Here is a 16,356-nt window from a genome sequence, read left to right on the forward strand (position 1 = left end):
ATAGCTTTTGCCCATGGCGAAGACCGTGAGGGCCTGAGGGAGCCCGCCACGAGGAGACCGCAATGACCGGCAATGTTTGCGGACTTCACCGAAATGTCGCTGACCTTTCCCATGCACAGCATTCTCGTGATGTCGGGCAGTCGCCACGGCTGCCCGCCGAACCGAAGTCGACCCGAAGTCGAGTCAAAGGGGAAACGCATGAGTGCGAACAGAATGAAGTCGGGGCTTCTCGCTGTGGCCGTAGTGCCGCTGCTCGTGGCCTCGGCGACGGTTGCGGCCACAGCGTCTTCGGCCAGCGCCGAGCCCAGCGGGACCACCGCCTGCTCCCACCCCACCTGGGAGAACAAGTCCCCGGGCAAGGGCACGCCCAAGGGCGACAGCGCCAAGATCCGCTCGGGCCCCAGCGAGGACTGCTCCGTGACCAAGGAGGTCTCCGGCAGCACGGTGCTGCAGTACCACTGCTGGGTGGAGAACGAGCACGGCCACAAGTGGACCCACGTCCGCATAGATGGCAAGGACACCATGGGGTGGGTCTACAACGACCGTCTGGACGACGGCGGTTCCAAACACCCCGCCAACAAGTGCTGACGTCGTCACCATGACATGCCGCGGGTGGATCCGGCGCACACGCCGGATCCACCCGCTGGGCACGTCCTCGCCGGGGCCGGACGGCGCTGCGACGGGTGCGCCACCGGGCCGGACGCCGGTGAGAACGGTGCATTCGTGGGCATGCGAGGGTGGTCCCGTGAAACGGGCTGACAACTCCACTACGGGCGGGGCGCGGCACCGTTCGCCAGGGGGCACGGCGGACACCGCGCCCGGGCGGACGACCGCTGCGGCTCGGACAGCAGTGCGTGACGCCGCGGCACCATGTGAGGCGGCGACCACGGGCACCGACCGCGCCGTGTGCCTATCGCTGGTGACAGTGGTGCCGCTGATGGAAGGCTTCCCGCCGCGATCCTCGTGGGCGGTCCTGGCCCGATCGGTGGCCCACCCCGATGTGGTGACGAGCGTCCGGCCGCTGAAGCCCCCGTTGCGCTGGATTGATGAGCTGGGACAGGCCATCGACCGAATGGCACGGCGAACCGACTTCGGTGGCGGACCAGGGCCGGGCCGCGTGGGGGCGCTCGCCGTGGCCGGTGCCGTCGAACAGCATCTGGGCAGCGTACGCATGGCCGCGGACGTCATCATCGACGAAGGCGATGGGTGCCCGGCGGCCTGGCGCAAGAACTTCGTGCTGATCACGCGACTGCACATCGCCCTCCTCGCGATGACCGTCGACGACTGAGCGGGCCAGTTGGAGCACGAGGAGGGCCGGCATCCCTGCGGTGATGGGTTGTGGGACGGCCCTAGAGGTCAGGGCGGCCTCTGTGCGCGGGCCGCTGCGCGCGGCGTACGAGTCGATCGCGCTGGGCCTGGCCGCCCACCAGCGGACGCCATTGAGGCGTCCGCCACGGCCGGGCTGAGCTGAGCCGGACTGGGAGCCGCCGCCATGGGAACGGCCCCTAGCGGCGGCCTGTGCCGGTAATCCGGCGGGCGGTGACCGACAGCAACCTACCGCCGACGGTTCGATCACCCGAGCCGTTCAAGCACGGCAAGTACGGCGTGCAGGCGTGCGCGGGACGTCTCGATCCACTGCTGGCCGAGGTCGAAGGAGAGCTGTACGGATGCGTATGCGTGCGGATCGTGCAGTTCAATAGCGCACGGGTCGTCAGCCGGCAGTATCCGCAGGTACATGTCCTGGCCCCCGGCCGGCCAGTCGACGGAATGCGGCTCGCCCTCGTGGACGGCGAACGCGCTGTCCATCCGGTCCAGTACGTGCGACCACTCCTCGATGTCCTCGCGGCTCATATACATGAGGCGAGAAATGGTGACCAGGTCTCCGGAGATGTCGACCTTGGCCGCGTAGTACGGCATTTCCCCGCTGTGAGGGTGGACGTCTCCGGTCAGCGTGACCGTGACGTCGTGCTGGTACGCCGCCAGGCGTATCAGTTCGTGTGGTGGGGCGGGTGCGGGGACGGTTCTGTCATCGTGCATGAGGCGGCATTCTGCCCCACATCAGTGACACGTCCCCGCCGGGCCGGCGGCACCTGATGCCGGTCGGGAACCGGGTGTTTCCCTAGGTTGCTCCCGTTACTGTCACAGGGCGGAGAGGGCCTGAGGGGGCCTGGGATCCGAGTACGCCCGGCCGGGCAGGTGGCGCGTTCGCGCCAACCTGACCAGCCGGGCGTCGTGCGTCTGCCGCTCCCCGCACCGTGACGGTAGCCTTCGCCTGGCTCGCGCCCCCGCATCCGGGGCGCGCCGGTTCGGTACGGCTCCTGGTCCGTGTACTTCCGTCCATGTACTCACGTCCATCGACGAAGACAAAGGGGACACATGAAGTCGCACTTCCGCTTGCCCGGCATCCTGGCGGCCACCGCGGCCCTGCTCCTCACCTCGGGGGTGACCGCGGCCTCCGCGAACACACCGCAAGACTCCGCGAAGCCGGAGAGACGCGCGCAGAACGGGGCCGACAGCTACGGCTGGGTCCGCAACGCCAACAGCGCCCACTGCCTGGCCGTCCCGGGCGCCAGCACGGACAACGGCAAGGGGCTCATCCAGTGGGGCTGCGGCACCTGGCGCGACCACTACTGGCAGTTCGAGTACGCCTTCTCCAGCGGCGGCATGAGCTACTACCGCGTGCGCAACTACAACAGCGGCCAGTGCCTGGCGGTCCCCGGCGCCAGCACCACCGCCGGCACCCAAGTCATCCAGTGGCCGTGCGGCACCTGGCCCGACCACTACTGGGGCATCGAGTACACGAACAACGGCAAGCGGCTCGTGAACTGGAACAGCAGGCAGTGCCTGGCCGTACCCGGCGCGAGCACCGTGCAGGGCGAGAAGGTCATCCAGTGGCCCTGCGGCACATGGGCCGACCACTACTGGAACTTCTGACGAACACCCCGGAAGCGATCTGACAGCGCACACGGACGTGCTCTGCGGGACGACCGATGCCCCCCCCGCGGGGCACGCCCGGCGCGTCCAGGGGTGGCTCCGGCCCCCGAGACGCCCTCAGGGCTACGTCAGGGCAGAGTCAGGACCGTCCCGGATGAGCAGACGATCTCGGCACGGGAGGCTTGGGGAAGTTCATCCCACCCCTGAACGGAGTCCCCATGCGCTGCTCTTCGGCCCTGACCCTGGCCGCCGCGACCGCCGTATCGCTGGCCTTGACTGCGGGCGCGTCCGTACAGGCAGCATCCGCCACGCCGGCCGCGCACACACCTGCGAAGCCCGACCGTGCAGCGCTGCGCGAGGCGATCGCGGTGCACCCGGGCGACGGCATGGCCGGTGCCGTGGCCCAGGTGTACACGTCCGGGCAGACCTGGCGGGGCGCGTCAGGGGACGTCGTCTCCGGCAAGAGGGTCACGCCCGACGCGCACTTCCGGATCGGCAGCGTCGCCAAGCCGATGGAAGCGGTCATCCTGCTGCAGCTCTCCGCCGAGGGCCGGGTGAACCTCGACGAAACCGTGCAGCACTACCTGCCCGGCCTCCTGCCCGACACCTTCGACGACATCACCGTGCGGCAGTTGCTCAACCACACCAGCGGCCTGCCCCAGGACTTCGACGGCGCTCCCGCACCGTCCCAGGACGAGGTCATCGAAGGCCGTTTCGGTTACTACACCTTTGACGAGATCGTTCAGCAGACGCTGCGGCCCCAGGGCCGCAACCGGCCGGGCCCGAGATTCGCCCCCGGCACCAAGCAGGAGTACAACTCCCTCGGATACCGCATCGCCGGCGAGCTCATCGAGAAGCTCACCGGCCACTCGTTCCGGCAAGAGGTGACCACCCGCATCCTGGCGCCTCTGAAGATGAAGGAAACGTACGCCCCGGCCCGCACGGCGCGGATACCGGCCCCGTACGTGCCCGGCTACGTGCCGGCCAGCAAGGGCGAGCAGATCGACGTCAACGAACAGGGCGGCCTACCGTCCAGCCTGATCTCCACGACCGCCGATCTCGACCGCTTCATGACCGGTCTCCTCAGCGGCCGCCTCCTGCGCCCCGCCCAGGCCGCCGAGCTGTTCGCCGTCCCGCGCGACGTGCACGGCAAGCCGCTGCCCTACGCGGACGGTTCCCACTGCAACACCGGGCCCGCGAAGGGCACCGCGTGCTTCAGCACGGTCCTCATGTCCGTTCCGCTGCCGGACGGCTCGGTGATGTGGGGCAAGACGGGAGGCGACCTCGGCTACCGCAGCGCCGCCTTCGCGACGCCGGACCTGAACCGCCGCGTCGTCTACGGCTACGGCACCGCCTCCGCCGACGGCGGAGGCGCACCTCCCCTAGCCACCCGCCTCATCGCGGCGATCAGCGCCGGCTGAGGGGCCCTTCGGCATGGAGAACCGGCACGGCGCCTGTGGGGCGGTGCCGTGCCGGTCGTGAGGTCATGCGGGTCAGCGGTCGAAGCTCACCGAGCTGGCCTGGTCGTTCATGGCGTCGCCGATGTAGGGGACGCCGCCGCTGTAGGTCTGGCTGGCGCCGAGGAAGTTGGCGTGCTGGTAGAGGGTGATGCTGCACTGGCCGGAGGCCACGGAGCTGATCTGGTCGTTCCAGTCGCTGCCCATGGTGGCGAACTCGGGGTAGCGCACACAGCCGACGCTGCCCGTGAAGGAGAGGGAGTTGCCGCGGAAATCGGAGTCCTGGTAGACCGTGGCGAGGACCCTCTGCGCGCCGGCCAGGGCGGACCGGGAGTTCTCCGCAAGCTTCATGCCGTGCTCACCGCGCGGACCACTGAGGCGTTCCTGGAGCTTCTTGTCGTGCGCGGCGGCTCGCGTGTCGTTGGGCGCGTCCGTGACACGGCCCTCGGTGGCGAAGGCGACGGCCTCTCTGTAGGTGCCGAAGCAGGACTTGGTGCCGTTGTCGGTGTCGACCACGCAGTGCCGGCTCGTCGTGGCGCGGCTCGCGGAACCGGCGTCCTGGGCGAGGGCGGGCGTGGAGACGGCGGCCAGGGTGGCCAGGGTGCCCAGAGCGAGGGTGACGAGAGTGCGTGCTGACTTCATGAGATTCCTCCTGAGTGAAGCTCCGGTGGGGCGGCCGGTGCGGTGGCCACATCGCAGACACTGCCGTCCTTCGTTCACCGCGGGATAAACGATGTCGCGGGGATCCGTTCAGCCGTCAGCCGTCAGCCGTCCCGGTCAGCGGTCGGCGGGTTTGTTCAGCCTCAACTGACGGATCTGCTCGGCGTCCTGGTCGGCCCGCAGCCGCTCGAAGAGCTCCAGGGCGGCCTGCAGACAGGCATCGGCTCGGGCGTGCTGTCCCAGGTGGGGGAGGCTGCGGCCGAGGGTCCTCAGCAGGCCGCCCTCCAGCATGGCGCTGACGCGGCGGGCGAGCGGCAGGAACGCCTCGGCGGTCTGCGCCGCGAGCGCGTACTGCTCCCCCTCGGCCTGCAGTTCGGCGATCAGATTGCCGGACGCGGCCTCGAACGAGGACACGTTCAAGGTGCGGAAGAGGGCCAGGCCCTCATCGGCTCTCCGCAGGGCCTCCTCCCGGTCGCCGCACAGGCGCAGGACCCGGGCCAGGTAGTACAGGCCGATGGCCTTGGACACCGACTCCTGTCCGCCGACCAGCCGGGCACCGCGTTCGGCGGCCTCCCGTGCCTCGGTCAGGCGGTCCTGCCGGGCGTAGTTGAAGGCCAGCTCGCCCAGCGCAGTGCCCTCGGCGGTCGCGGCGCCCAGGGCGTGGAAGAGCCGCACCGACGCCTCCCCGTGCGCGACCGCCGCGTCGAACCGGCCGTGGACCCGGGCGTTGGCGCACAGAGTGAGGTGGGCCGAGGCGCGCAGCCGTACCCCCGTCTCCCCGTCGCCGAGCTGCAGGCTGCGGGTGAGTTCGGACTCCGCCTCGGGGAAGGAGTTGGCGTGCCACAGGGCGTTCCCCCGTACGTACCGGGCCAGGGCCTCGGACCGGCGGTCACCGCGCCGTGCCGCGACCTCGGCGACCAGCCGGGCCTGTTCCGTCACCGCCGTGAGATGAGCGATACCGGAGAGCACGGTGTTCAACCGGTCGATCAGATCCGCGGCCTGGGACAGCGGCAGCGTCTCGTCGGCGCAGGCGCGGGCGATCAGCATCCGCTGCAGGGCCGTTTCCTCCCGCATCCATTCGGTGGCCTCCTGGGCGGTGGCGAAGTCGAGCCCGGGCGAGGCCACCGCGACGTCGATGAGCGTGCGTTCGCCGGGCTCCGCCGAGTGCGCGACCGCGTCGGCGTTGCGGGCCGTGGCCAGGCAGAAGTCCAGGAGACCGGCGACGGCCCGGGCCGTCGTGCCGGGGGAGTCCTCCCGGGCGCTCCTCGCCCGGGCGAAGGCGCGCACCAGGTCGTGGAAGTGGTAGCGGTCCAGACGGTGCGATTCCAGCAGATTGAGTTCGACCAGGGATTCGAGGAGCTCCTCGGCTTCGTCGGCGCCGAGCCCCAGCAGGGCGGCCGCGCTCGGCAGGGCGAGATCGGGTACGTCCACCACGGACAGCAGCCGGAACGCGCGCGCCTGCCCGGCGGTGAGGGTGGCGTAGGAGAGCTCGAACGCGGCCTCCACGGCGGTGTCGCCGGTGCGTAGTTCGTCCAGGCGTCCGCGTTCGTCCGTCAGGCGCCGGACCATGTCCGCGAGCGTGCGGCCGGGTTCCGCCGCCAGGCGCGAGGCGACGATCCGCAGGGCGAGGGGGAGGAAGCCGCACGCGGCTGCGAGGGCGGCGGCCGCCTCGGGATCGCGGTCCACGGCGCGGTCGCCGACGGCCCGCCGCAGGAGGGCGAGCGCCTCCGCCAGAGGCATGACGTCCAGCCGCAGGTGGCGGGCCCCGGGAAGCCCGGTGAGCCAGGCACGGCTGGTCACCAGGACGGCGCAGCCGGCGGCTCCCGGTATCAGTGGCCTGAGCTGTTCGCAGGACGCCGCGTTGTCCAGCAGCAGGAGCATCCGGCGCCCGGCCATCAGTGAGCGGTAGCGGGCCACGCGCTCGTCGGCGCCCTCGGGAATGTCCTCCTCGGCGGTGCCCAGCTCCCGCAGGAACCCCTCCAGCACGGCGTGCGGCTGCAGCGGCTCGGCGTCGGCGCCGCGCAGGTCGACGTACAGACGGCCGTCCGGGAAGGCGTCGTCCAGCCGGTGGGCGGTGTGGACGGCGAGCGTGGTCTTCCCGACGCCCGCCATGCCGTTGACCGCCGAGAGCACCACGGCCGCGGTGTCGGGCCGCGTGAGCGTCTCGGTGAGCTCCCGGATCTGCTCCGCCCGCCCGGTGAACCCGCCGATGGCGGAGGGAAACGCGGGGCCGTCCGGGACCCTGCGCCGGGAGTCCGCCCCGGTCCCGGTAAGCCGCAGCGAGGGGTCCGAGCGGAGGATCCGCCGGTGCAACGCGGCCAGTTCGGCACAGGGCCCGCGTCCCTCCGGCGGCACGTGCGCGAGTTCGGCGGCCAGGTACCGCCGGGTGTCCTCGTAGGCGGCCAACGCCTCGGCCTGGCGGCCGGAGCGGTACAGCGCCAGCATCTGCACCGCACGCAGCCGCTGGCTCGCCGGGTACTCCATGACCAGGGCCGCCGCCTCCGCCGCGAGGTGCGGCCGGTCACCGAGTTCGGCGTCGAGTTCGAGCCGGGCCTCCAGCAGCGACTGCCGCACGTCCGCGAGGTGTGCGCGCAGGGCTCGGGCGTGGGGGCCGTGCAGGCCGGCCAGCGGCTCGCCCGTCCACAGCCCCAGGGCCTCCGACAGGACCTCGCGGGCCTGCTCGGCCGGCCCGCCCGAGGCCCGTACCTCCGCCGCTCTCGCCAGCGCACGCTCGAAGGCCCAGGTGTCCACGGCCCGGGCGGGCACCTGCAACGCATAGCCGTCGCCCACCGTGACGAGCACCGGCTCGGCGGTGTGCCGGGCCAGTGCCCGGCGCAGCCGCCAGACGTGGGTACGGGCCGAGTGCTCGGCCCTGGCCGGCCGGTCGCCCTCGTCCCACACCCCGTCGACGAGCAGCGGCAGCGCCACCGTGCGCCCGGCGGCGGCCAGCAGGACCGCGAGGACCTCCCGCGTCCTGGGCTGGCCGAGGTCGACCGGTACACCGTCGTGCCGGGCCCGCACCGGGCCGAGCAGGGCGAACTCGAACCCCGGGACGAGGTCCTTCACCGGGTTGCGGACCCGCAGGGGAACTGGAGACCCAAGGTCGCCGACCAGAGCCTGATCACGTACGGCGCCTCGCTGTTGGGCATCGTCAGAATCGACATGTCGCCGTCGGGCCGTACGGTGAGCCTGGTCACCGGGAGGTGGAGGCAGTCCGCGCCTCCCGTGCGGCTCTCCCACAGGACGCCGCCGTCCTTCGCCGTGACGACGAGGTTGCCGTCGGCCCGCAGCGCGGCCCGGTTGCCCTCGCCGGTGGTGCCGGAGCGCCAGCGCGGTTGCGGGGCCGAGCCCCCGGCGCCGGCCGTGTAGAGGACGAGGTCGCCGTCGCCCTGCATGACGAGGTGGGTGTCGCCGGTGCCGAGCCGGTCGCCCGGGGACAGCGACTCCCCGGTGGAGAGGGTGGCCGCGGCGTTTCCGTCTGCGGCACGGGCCGTATCGCTGGTGGCCAGCAGCGCTGCCGTCGCGAGTACGGCCGAGGCGGCGAGGGTTGCGGCGCGGGTGGTGGCCTTGGGGGACGTTCTCGTCGTCATGGTGAGCCCTTTTCCGATCGTGGCGGCGCGTTCGTTGCGCGTTGGGCTAGACCATCGGTGCCGTCGATATATAAGCAATCAACGGTTCATAAACGAAAAATCCTTCCCTCCGGTGGTGAGGGCAGGGGGCGGGCCCGCCGGGCGGTGGCGGGAGGAGTCGCTGCGGCGGGAACGGCTCTCGGGGCCGCGTTTATCCGCCTGCTCACGGAGCGTCAGCACGCGGGGGCATGGCGTCCGGAACGGATTCTCGATCGAATCGCTGCTTTTTTGTTATGCGGCGGCCTCCCTCAGGTCTCCCAAGTGCCGGGACGCCACAGTGGCGCGGCAGGAACGAGGTGAGCGGAGCGTGACGGAAACGCATGTGACGGGCATGGTCGAGGCTGCGCAGGCAGGGGACGCGGCCGCGCGCGAGGAACTCGTCGCGGCCTGCCTGCCCCTGATCTACAACATCGTCGGCCGCGCGCTGAACGGGCACGCGGACGTCGACGACGTGGTGCAGGAGACCATGATCCGGATGGTCAGCGGCCTCGACGGGCTGCGTGACCCCGGCCGTTTCCGTTCGTGGCTCGTGGCCATCGCGGTCAACCAGATACGCCGGCACTGGCGCACCGAGCGCCACGACGCGCCCGTCACAGGACTGCAGGAGGCGGACGACGTGCACGACCCCGACGCGGACTTCGTGGGGCTGACCATCGTCCGGCTGAGCCTGGAGGGCCAGCGCCGGGAGGCCGCCGAGGCCACCCGCTGGCTGGACGAGGACGAGCGGGCCGTGCTGTCCCTGTGGTGGCTGGAGGCGGCGGGCGAGATCACACGCGCCGAGGTCGCCGAGGCGCTGGAGCTGTCGCCCCAGCACACCGCCGTCCGCGTCCAGCGCATCAAGGGCCAGCTGGAGACGGCGCGGGCCGTCGTCCGCGCCCTGTCCGCCGCCCCGCGCTGCAGAGACCTGGCCGAGGTCCTCGCCCCGTGGGACGGAGTGCCCTCCCCGCTGTGGCGCAAGCGCATCGCCCGGCACGCACGCGGCTGCCCCGGGTGCGGCGGCCACCGGTCCGCTCTGGTCCCGGCCGAGGGGTTGCTGGCGGGCCTCGGCCTGGTGCCCGTCGCCGCCGCGCTCGCCGACCGGGTCACGACGGCCCTGCGCGCCGCCCCCACCGCCTGCGACGCTTCCGGGCCGGCGGACACGGAGGCGGACGCGGCCACGGATACGGGCACGGATACGGGCACGGATACGGACGCGTCCGCGGACGGCGACGCGCCCCCGGGGCCGGACGGCCAACCGGAGACGGACCCGGACGCGGGCACGGGACCGGATGCCGGCTCGGCCGGGCGCTCTCGCAGCGTGGCGAGACCCGTCGTGACGGGCGCCGTCCTCGCGGCCGTCGTCGGCGGCATCCTCGCCGGCTGCGACCACGTCCCCACCGCCCCCGGCGACGCCGGCCCGCGCGAAGTGAGCGCCCCGGCCCGGACGGCCGCAGCCGCCCCGGCCCCCGTGTCGTCCGCCGGCCCGTCGCGGCCCGCGCCGGCACAGCCCGTACGGGAGGACGACGCCCTGGCCGCGGACCGCTCCTCGGCCGCCGGCCGAGGTGCCGTACGGACGGCGGAACCCGGCACCGCGACCCCGCCGCCGTCACCCACGCCCGCCACGCCCCCCACGTCCGTCGCGCCCCGGCGGACCAGGCCCACCGGCGAGCCGCGCGAACCGGTCGAGGGCATCGAACGCGAGGCCGTCCGCCTGGTCAACATCGAGCGGGAACGGCGAGGTTGTTGCCCCCTGCGACGCAGTGCCGAAATGACCGCTGCCGCGCGAGGGGGGCACTCCACCCAGCCCGGCCAGTACGCCGGCGCCGACCGCCGGGGCTTCTCGGGCGTGACCACGGTCGGCGGCCGGCCCAGTGCCGCCGCGGTCGTGTCCGCGTGGATGGGGACGCCCGGCCACCGCCAAGCGGTCCTGGACTGCTCGCGCACCGAGTTCGGCGTACGCGTCGACGTCACCGTCGGCGCCGGCGGCCCGCACTGGGACCAGACCTTCACCATCCGCTGAGCCTCTCCCGGCCCCAGCACCCCCTGAGCCACCGCCAGGCCCGGCCGGACGCCGCGCGACGAGTCCTGTCATGTCGCGGACACCCCCACTCCCGCCCCGGCGGACCCGGCGGTTCCCGGGGCCCCACCGGCCCCACGCAGCACCGACGACCCTCCACACCGATGGGACTGCACCATGAGCACACACCGCAAGAAACCCACCTCGCACCGCCGGAGCAGAACCCGGCGCCGGATAGGCATCGCGGCGGCCTCCACGGCGGTCGCCGCCGCGCTCGCCGCGGGTCTCATCAGCATGGTGTCGGCGTCGACGCCGGACGACGCGCCGGCCGAGGCCGGGAACGTCGCCGCCGCACAGCCGGTGCACCGGACCCAGCCCGAGCCGCTGAAGAAGACGCCCAAGGCCGACACGGGCCGCGGCCTGGTCTACAAGGGCCTCGACCCGGCGCCCAAGGGCGACCCGTGCGTCGGCGTCTACCGGGTCTCCGACGCCCGGCTGTGCACCCACGGCCCGGACGCTCCCCCCAAGGGCATCGACATCACCAAGGACACCGCGCCCGTCGCCAAGGCCGCCGACAAGCCGGAGCTGACCGGCGACGGCAAGCAGACGCCCGCCGCCGGCGAGGCCCTGCAGGGCACGACGCCCGCCCTCGACACCCGCACCGGCAACAGCGTCGCCGCCGCCGGCCCCACCCCGGCCGGCCCGAACGCGCCCGGGGGTGCCCGGACCCTCTGCGAGGGCGACGGATCCACCGGCAACCGCGTCCAGGTGCTGTACGTCCACGGCCCCGGCCGGGACCGGTTCGGCCAGTACGCGGCCTCGTTCAAGCAGTGGGCTGCGGAGACCGACGTCATCTACAACGCGAGCGCCAAGGAGACCGGCGGCGAGCGGCACGTCCGCTACGTCACCGAGGCCGACTGCACCCCCTCCGTGCTGAACGTCGAGGTCACCGACGGCGCACTCGCCGAGTTCGGAGCCATGAACAACGCCCTGGCCGCGAAGGGCTTCAACCGCCGCGACCGCAAGTACATGATCTTCGCCGACGCCCAGGTCTACTGCGGCATCGGCACGTTCAACGGCGACGAGCGCCCCGGCCCGGACAACCTGAGCAACTTCGGCCCCTCCTACGGCCGCACCGACTCCGGCTGCTGGGGCGGCAGCACGCCCGCCCACGAGCTCGGTCACAACCTCGGCGCGGTCAACAACAGCGCCCCGCACACCAGCAAGGCCGCGCACTGCGTCGACGAGTGGGACATCATGTGCTACTCGGACGCGCCGTACTACCCCAAGATGCAGACGATCTGCCCCGACCGGGCCAATGACAACCGCCTGGACTGCGGGCACGACGACTACTTCCACACCAACCCGAAACCGGGCAGCTACCTGGCCACGCACTGGAACATCGCCAACAACCGCTTCCTGATCAGCGGCGGCGGCTCCACCGACCCGAACCCCAGCCCCACGCCCACCCCGAACCCCACCGGGACCCCCAACCCCGGCCCGGCCACCGGGCCCGCGGCACAGGTCACGCAGATCACCCCGGACTCGGCCCTGGTCAGCTGGCCCGCGGTCGCCTCGGCCGCCGGCTACGACCTGCTGCTCAACGGCAAGAAGTACGCGGACGTCAAGGACGCCTCCGTCCGGCTCGTCGGCCTCACCCCCGACACGGCCTACAAGGTGACGGTCTCCGCGCGGGGCAAGGACGGCAAGGTCTCCGCCCCCGGCCGCGCCGCCTCCTTCCGCACCCTGGCCGCCGGCACCGGCACGACCAAGCCGGGCGGCAAGTTCCTGATGGTCAACAGCCTCACCGGCCAGGCGGCCGACCTGTGGGGCGGCTCCACCGCGAACGGCACCGTCGCCATCGCCTACCAGCGGCACGGCTACGCCAACCAGCAGTGGACGTTCGAGGACGCCGGCAGCGGCACCGTGCGCGTGAAGTCCGTCCAGTCCGGCAAGTGCCTGCAGCCGGGCAGCGACGGGCGGGCGGCGGCCGGCCAGTACGTCGCGCAGCAGCCCTGTGGCGGCTCGGCCGCCCAGAAGTGGAAGCTGACCTCCAACGGCGGCGGCTCGTACGTCCTCCAGCCGCAGGGGTCCTCCCTGACGCTCGGCATCAGCAAGCGCTGGTACTACGGCGGCTACCTGCTGGAGCTGCAGGAGCCGAACAAGCAGGGCTACCAGAACTGGACCCTGACCAAGGCATCCTGACGGCCTGACCAGCACCCCGGAACCGGGCCGGCGACCGCGGCCCTCACCCCACCCCCCACCGCGGTCGCCGGCCCCCTCCTGTGGCCCGCCCCCCTCCCCCTCCGCCTGAGGAGCACCCGATGACCTTCCGTCCCGCAGCACTCGCCCCGGCAGCCGGGCTGATCGCCGCCCTGACCGTGCTGGGTACGGCCGCCCCGGCCGCGGCGCACGGCGACACCATCCACTTCACCGTCACCGGCGACCGTCCCGACGGCCACGTACGGGCCGTCGCCGCCTGGGACAACGACGACGACCCCGTGGACGAACCGGTCGCGGGCACCCTGACCGCCCAGGACCCCAACGGCGTCACGCGCGGGCCCTGGCCACTCGTCCGCGTCGAGGGCGCCAAGGCCACGTACACCACCCGCGAGACACTCACCCCGGGCACCTGGAAGATCACCGTCCACTGCGGCTTCCCCGACCTGGGCCACGGCGAGGCCACCGTGAACGTCCCCGCCCTCACCGAGGGCGCCCCCGCCCCCTCGGCCACGACGTCAGCGGCCCCCGAGCGGACGACCCCGCCGCCCGCACCCCGGACCGGCGCCGCGGCCGCGGCCGACGACACGGAGAGCGCCGACGGGGCAGGCGTGAGCGTGACCGCGAAGGTGGCGACGGTTGCGGCTGTCGCGGCCGCCGCCGTGACGGCCGCCGCCCTCATACTGCGCTCGCGCCGCAACCGCAGGCGCACCTGACCGGCCGGCACCCCCCCCGGCCATCAGCCGGTGCCTGTGGTGCCTGTGTCAGAGCCGCAGCGCCTGTACGCCCCTGGAGGACAGCCCGTACAGGACGTCCGATGCGACAAGCGGGTCGTCCATGACGGAAGAGACGCCGGGCAGCTGCCAGCGGGGCTTGCCGGTGCGGGCGTCGTAGGACCACCAGGCCGCGTCATGCGTCACGATCACGTCGTTGCCGACGACCTCGGGGGGCGACCAGCACGCCTCCATGCGGTCCACGCGCCACAGTTGTCTGCCGGTGTCCGCCGACAGCGCCAGCACGTAGCCCCGCTTGCCGCTCACGTTGAAGAGGCTGTCGGATCCGAAACCTTCCCCCGAGGTGACGAAGAGGCGTCCGTCGCGCTGGGTGACCACCGGGCGGCAGTAGCCCTTGGCCACGGTGCGACGCCAGCGCAGGCCCCCGTCCCTGGCGTCGTACGCGGCGAGATCACCGCGGGAGGTGCACACGTACACGTGGCCGCCGTCCCCGGCGGCAGTGATCACCCCGCCCATGGCGGGCGCCCGCCACCGCCGTTTGCCCGCTTCCGTGTCGTACGCGCAGAGCCTGTGCTGCTCGTCGAGCAGATAGACGGTGCCGCCGTCCGGCGCGACGGCGACGGTCTCCTCGCTCGCGGAGGCCGGCGCCTGCCAGCGTGCTTCGCCGGTGAGCGGGTCCAGCGCGCCCACGGGGCGGGCGTCGCCGGGGGAGTCGGAGAGCTGTCCCGTACGGGCGAGGAGCAGCCGCTGCCGGGGCAGCGGCCGGAAGATCCCGGAGGCCGGGGCGGTCCAGCGCGTCCGCCCGGTGGCGGTGTCCAGAGCGCACAGGACGCCCGGCGCGCCGGGCGCATCGTCGTCGGAGTTGCGCTGCAGGTGGACGCAGACGGTGGAGCCGAGCACCACCGGCCGGTCGGGCGTCCCCGTGCTGAGCGGCCCGGCCGACCACACGGGCTCTCCGTCGTCGGCCCGGTGGGCCCGGACGACGCCGCCGCGGCCGGCGACGTAGACGGTGCCGTCGGCCACAGTGAGGGGACCGGCCTCCCATGCTTCCGCGTTCACCCGCACGCTCCACCGCCTGCGCCCTTCGCCGGCGCCCAGCGAGAGAAGGCCGGCGGGGGAGTCCGTGACGGCGTAGAGGCTCTGCCCGTCGCCGGCCAGACCGAACTTCAGGCCGGCCTCGAAGGTCCACAGCGCTCTCCGTTGCGGAGGCGCGGCGACGTCCTCGTCCCGGAGGGCTTCCCATCCCGCATAGCCGCCGGCGCCGAGGACTCCGGCCGTCGCGGTGAGCAGGAGGGCCCGCCGCGACGGGCGACTACTGTTCGAATTCGTGGACACGCTCGGTAACGTACAACGTCGCAGGGGTCGCTCGGCTTGCGCCCCGTCCCGGCCCCCGCACCGTCGTGCCGCTGTGGCTAGCCTGGCGGCATGGAAGCAATCCTTGTCAGCGCGTGCCTGCGCGGGGTGCCGTGCCGGTTCGACGGACGTCACAAGGCGTCGTCGGAGATCGATGACGCAGTGGGCGGCCGCGACGTCGTGTCCTTCTGTCCGGAGGTCGCGGGCGGGCTCGCTACACCGCGGCGGCCGGCGGAGCTGGTGGGCGGCGACGGGCACGACGTGCTCGACGGGACGGCGCGGGTCGTCGAGGACACCGGGCGTGACGTGACGGCGGAGTTCGTGGACGGGGCACGACGCGCACTCGCGGCGGCGCGGAACGGGGGCTGCACCGAGGCGCTCCTGATGCCGCGCAGTCCCTCGTGCGGCCGGGGCGCGGTGTACGACGGGTCGTTCGCCGGGGAACTGGTGCCGGGAGACGGAGTGACGGCGGCGCTGCTTGAGCGGAACGGGATCGCCGTGCGGCCCGCACCCGGAGTGTGAAGCCGTTGTTCCCGCAGAACGACCCTCATCGGCCGCCTCGCACGGCAGCGGGAGGGGGCGGGCCGCGAGGACGGGAGGGCGTCAGGACGCCTTGATCTCAAGGTGCTTGATCCTGCCGTCGGCGTCGAGACGGGCGATGTCCTGGCAGTCGGGCGTGACCGCGCCCCGGCAGGAGGGCAAGCACCGGCTGATCTCGCTCCGGCACGCCGACCTGGAGCGCCGCTTCCCCGGCTTGATCGATCCGCTCATCCGCGCCGCCGGGCCTGCCTGACCGAAGGAACGCCGGAGGAATTGCCGTCGCATGGTCCGGCGAGTGACGGCGAGAGCAGAGGGCTTGACCTCAAGCGCACTTGACGTAAGAGGGTTCTGGTCATGAACACGAACGACATGCACCGAACGCTGCAGGGCCTTGTCGACCGGGCAGAGATCACCGACCTGATGGACCGCTACCTGCGCTCCCTGGACGACGGGGTTTTCGACGAGGAGTGGGCTCGTACGTTCCACACGGAGGACGTCACCGCGGACATGCCCATCGGCACCGTTCACGGTCGCGACGCCTTGCTGGACCACGTCAGCCGCGGGATGGCGCTGTTCGACCGAACGGTGCATCTGAGCACCAACGCCGTCATCGAGCTCGACGGCGACCGGGCCACTGTCCGCAGCGCCCAGCTGAGCACCCATGTTCTGGCAGACGGCTCGGACGGCCTCTTCGTCTCCGCCGGCCACGTCGACAACGAACTGGTCAGGACGGCTGACGGCTGGCGAATCTCCGCTTCGGCTCTCCGCGTGGTGTGGACCCAGGGCACCCCGCCGCGCCTTCCGGACGGACTTGCCGCGGCCCTCTGATCGGT

At 72.5% G+C, this 16,356-nt stretch carries 15 protein-coding genes; 10 read left to right on the top strand and 5 right to left on the bottom strand.

The genetic code is table 11. The features are described from left to right. Positions 1-198: 198 nt before the first annotated feature. Positions 199-588, top strand: coding sequence for an SH3 domain-containing protein (locus LE181_RS04010; protein ID WP_225659577.1), 390 nt, complete (start codon positions 199-201; stop codon positions 586-588). Between the two features lie 331 nt (positions 589-919). After that, positions 920-1,288, top strand: coding sequence for a hypothetical protein (locus LE181_RS04015; RefSeq protein WP_225659579.1), 369 nt, complete (start codon positions 920-922; stop codon positions 1,286-1,288). Positions 1,289-1,572: 284 nt separating this feature from the next. Here LE181_RS04015 and LE181_RS04020 read toward each other — a convergent pair whose 3' ends face one another. Beyond that, a complete protein-coding gene (locus tag LE181_RS04020; protein ID WP_225659581.1) occupies positions 1,573-2,037 on the bottom strand; it encodes a DUF5959 family protein in 465 nt (154 codons plus the stop codon). Between the two features lie 339 nt (positions 2,038-2,376). Between LE181_RS04020 and LE181_RS04025 the strand changes: the two genes are divergently transcribed. Next, positions 2,377-2,934, top strand: coding sequence for an RICIN domain-containing protein (locus LE181_RS04025; protein ID WP_225659582.1), 558 nt, complete (start codon positions 2,377-2,379; stop codon positions 2,932-2,934). 218 nt (positions 2,935-3,152) lie between these two features. Beyond that, on the top strand, positions 3,153-4,355 hold the full coding sequence (locus LE181_RS04030; protein WP_225659583.1) for a serine hydrolase domain-containing protein: 1,203 nt from the start codon (positions 3,153-3,155) through the stop codon (positions 4,353-4,355). A 72-nt stretch (positions 4,356-4,427) separates the two neighbouring features. Here LE181_RS04030 and LE181_RS04035 read toward each other — a convergent pair whose 3' ends face one another. The 3 genes from LE181_RS04035 to LE181_RS04045 form a co-directional block, all read right to left on the bottom strand. Beyond that, entirely contained in the window at positions 4,428-5,033 is a 606-nt protein-coding gene (locus LE181_RS04035; protein ID WP_225659584.1) for a peptidase inhibitor family I36 protein, read from the bottom strand. A gap of 135 nt (positions 5,034-5,168) precedes the next feature. After that, positions 5,169-8,117 (bottom strand): AfsR/SARP family transcriptional regulator, encoded by a 2,949-nt coding sequence (locus tag LE181_RS04040; RefSeq protein WP_225659586.1) that lies wholly within the window; start codon positions 8,115-8,117, stop codon positions 5,169-5,171. Further along, complete coding sequence (locus tag LE181_RS04045) at positions 8,114-8,641, bottom strand: hypothetical protein (protein ID WP_225659587.1); 528 nt, start codon at positions 8,639-8,641, stop codon at positions 8,114-8,116. Before LE181_RS04045 ends, LE181_RS04040 begins: the two co-directional genes overlap by 4 nt. A gap of 346 nt (positions 8,642-8,987) precedes the next feature. Between LE181_RS04045 and LE181_RS04050 the strand changes: the two genes are divergently transcribed. The 3 genes from LE181_RS04050 (at position 8,988) to LE181_RS04060 (ending at position 13,612) form a co-directional block, all read left to right on the top strand. Further along, positions 8,988-10,679 (top strand): sigma-70 family RNA polymerase sigma factor, encoded by a 1,692-nt coding sequence (locus LE181_RS04050; RefSeq protein WP_308103062.1) that lies wholly within the window; start codon positions 8,988-8,990, stop codon positions 10,677-10,679. A gap of 174 nt (positions 10,680-10,853) precedes the next feature. Next, positions 10,854-12,881, top strand: coding sequence for an RICIN domain-containing protein (locus LE181_RS32115; protein WP_263868388.1), 2,028 nt, complete (start codon positions 10,854-10,856; stop codon positions 12,879-12,881). A gap of 119 nt (positions 12,882-13,000) precedes the next feature. After that, positions 13,001-13,612, top strand: a complete 612-nt coding sequence (locus LE181_RS04060; protein ID WP_225659588.1) for a hypothetical protein — start codon at positions 13,001-13,003, stop codon at positions 13,610-13,612. Positions 13,613-13,660: 48 nt separating this feature from the next. Here the strand turns inward: LE181_RS04060 and LE181_RS04065 are convergent, their stop codons facing one another. Then, positions 13,661-14,965, bottom strand: a complete 1,305-nt coding sequence (locus LE181_RS04065) for an outer membrane protein assembly factor BamB family protein (protein ID WP_225659590.1) — start codon at positions 14,963-14,965, stop codon at positions 13,661-13,663. A gap of 90 nt (positions 14,966-15,055) precedes the next feature. Between LE181_RS04065 and LE181_RS04070 the strand changes: the two genes are divergently transcribed. The 3 genes from LE181_RS04070 (at position 15,056) to LE181_RS04075 (ending at position 16,351) form a co-directional block, all read left to right on the top strand. Continuing rightward, positions 15,056-15,505, top strand: coding sequence for a 2-thiouracil desulfurase family protein (locus LE181_RS04070; protein ID WP_225659592.1), 450 nt, complete (start codon positions 15,056-15,058; stop codon positions 15,503-15,505). A 136-nt stretch (positions 15,506-15,641) separates the two neighbouring features. After that, positions 15,642-15,776 (top strand): hypothetical protein, encoded by a 135-nt coding sequence (locus tag LE181_RS32120; protein ID WP_263868390.1) that lies wholly within the window; start codon positions 15,642-15,644, stop codon positions 15,774-15,776. Positions 15,777-15,877: 101 nt separating this feature from the next. Beyond that, complete coding sequence (locus tag LE181_RS04075; RefSeq protein ID WP_225659593.1) at positions 15,878-16,351, top strand: nuclear transport factor 2 family protein; 474 nt, start codon at positions 15,878-15,880, stop codon at positions 16,349-16,351. Positions 16,352-16,356: the final 5 nt, after the last annotated feature.

This window comes from Streptomyces sichuanensis (assembly GCF_020328095.1).
Lineage (GTDB): Bacteria > Actinomycetota > Actinomycetes > Streptomycetales > Streptomycetaceae > Streptomyces > Streptomyces cinnamoneus.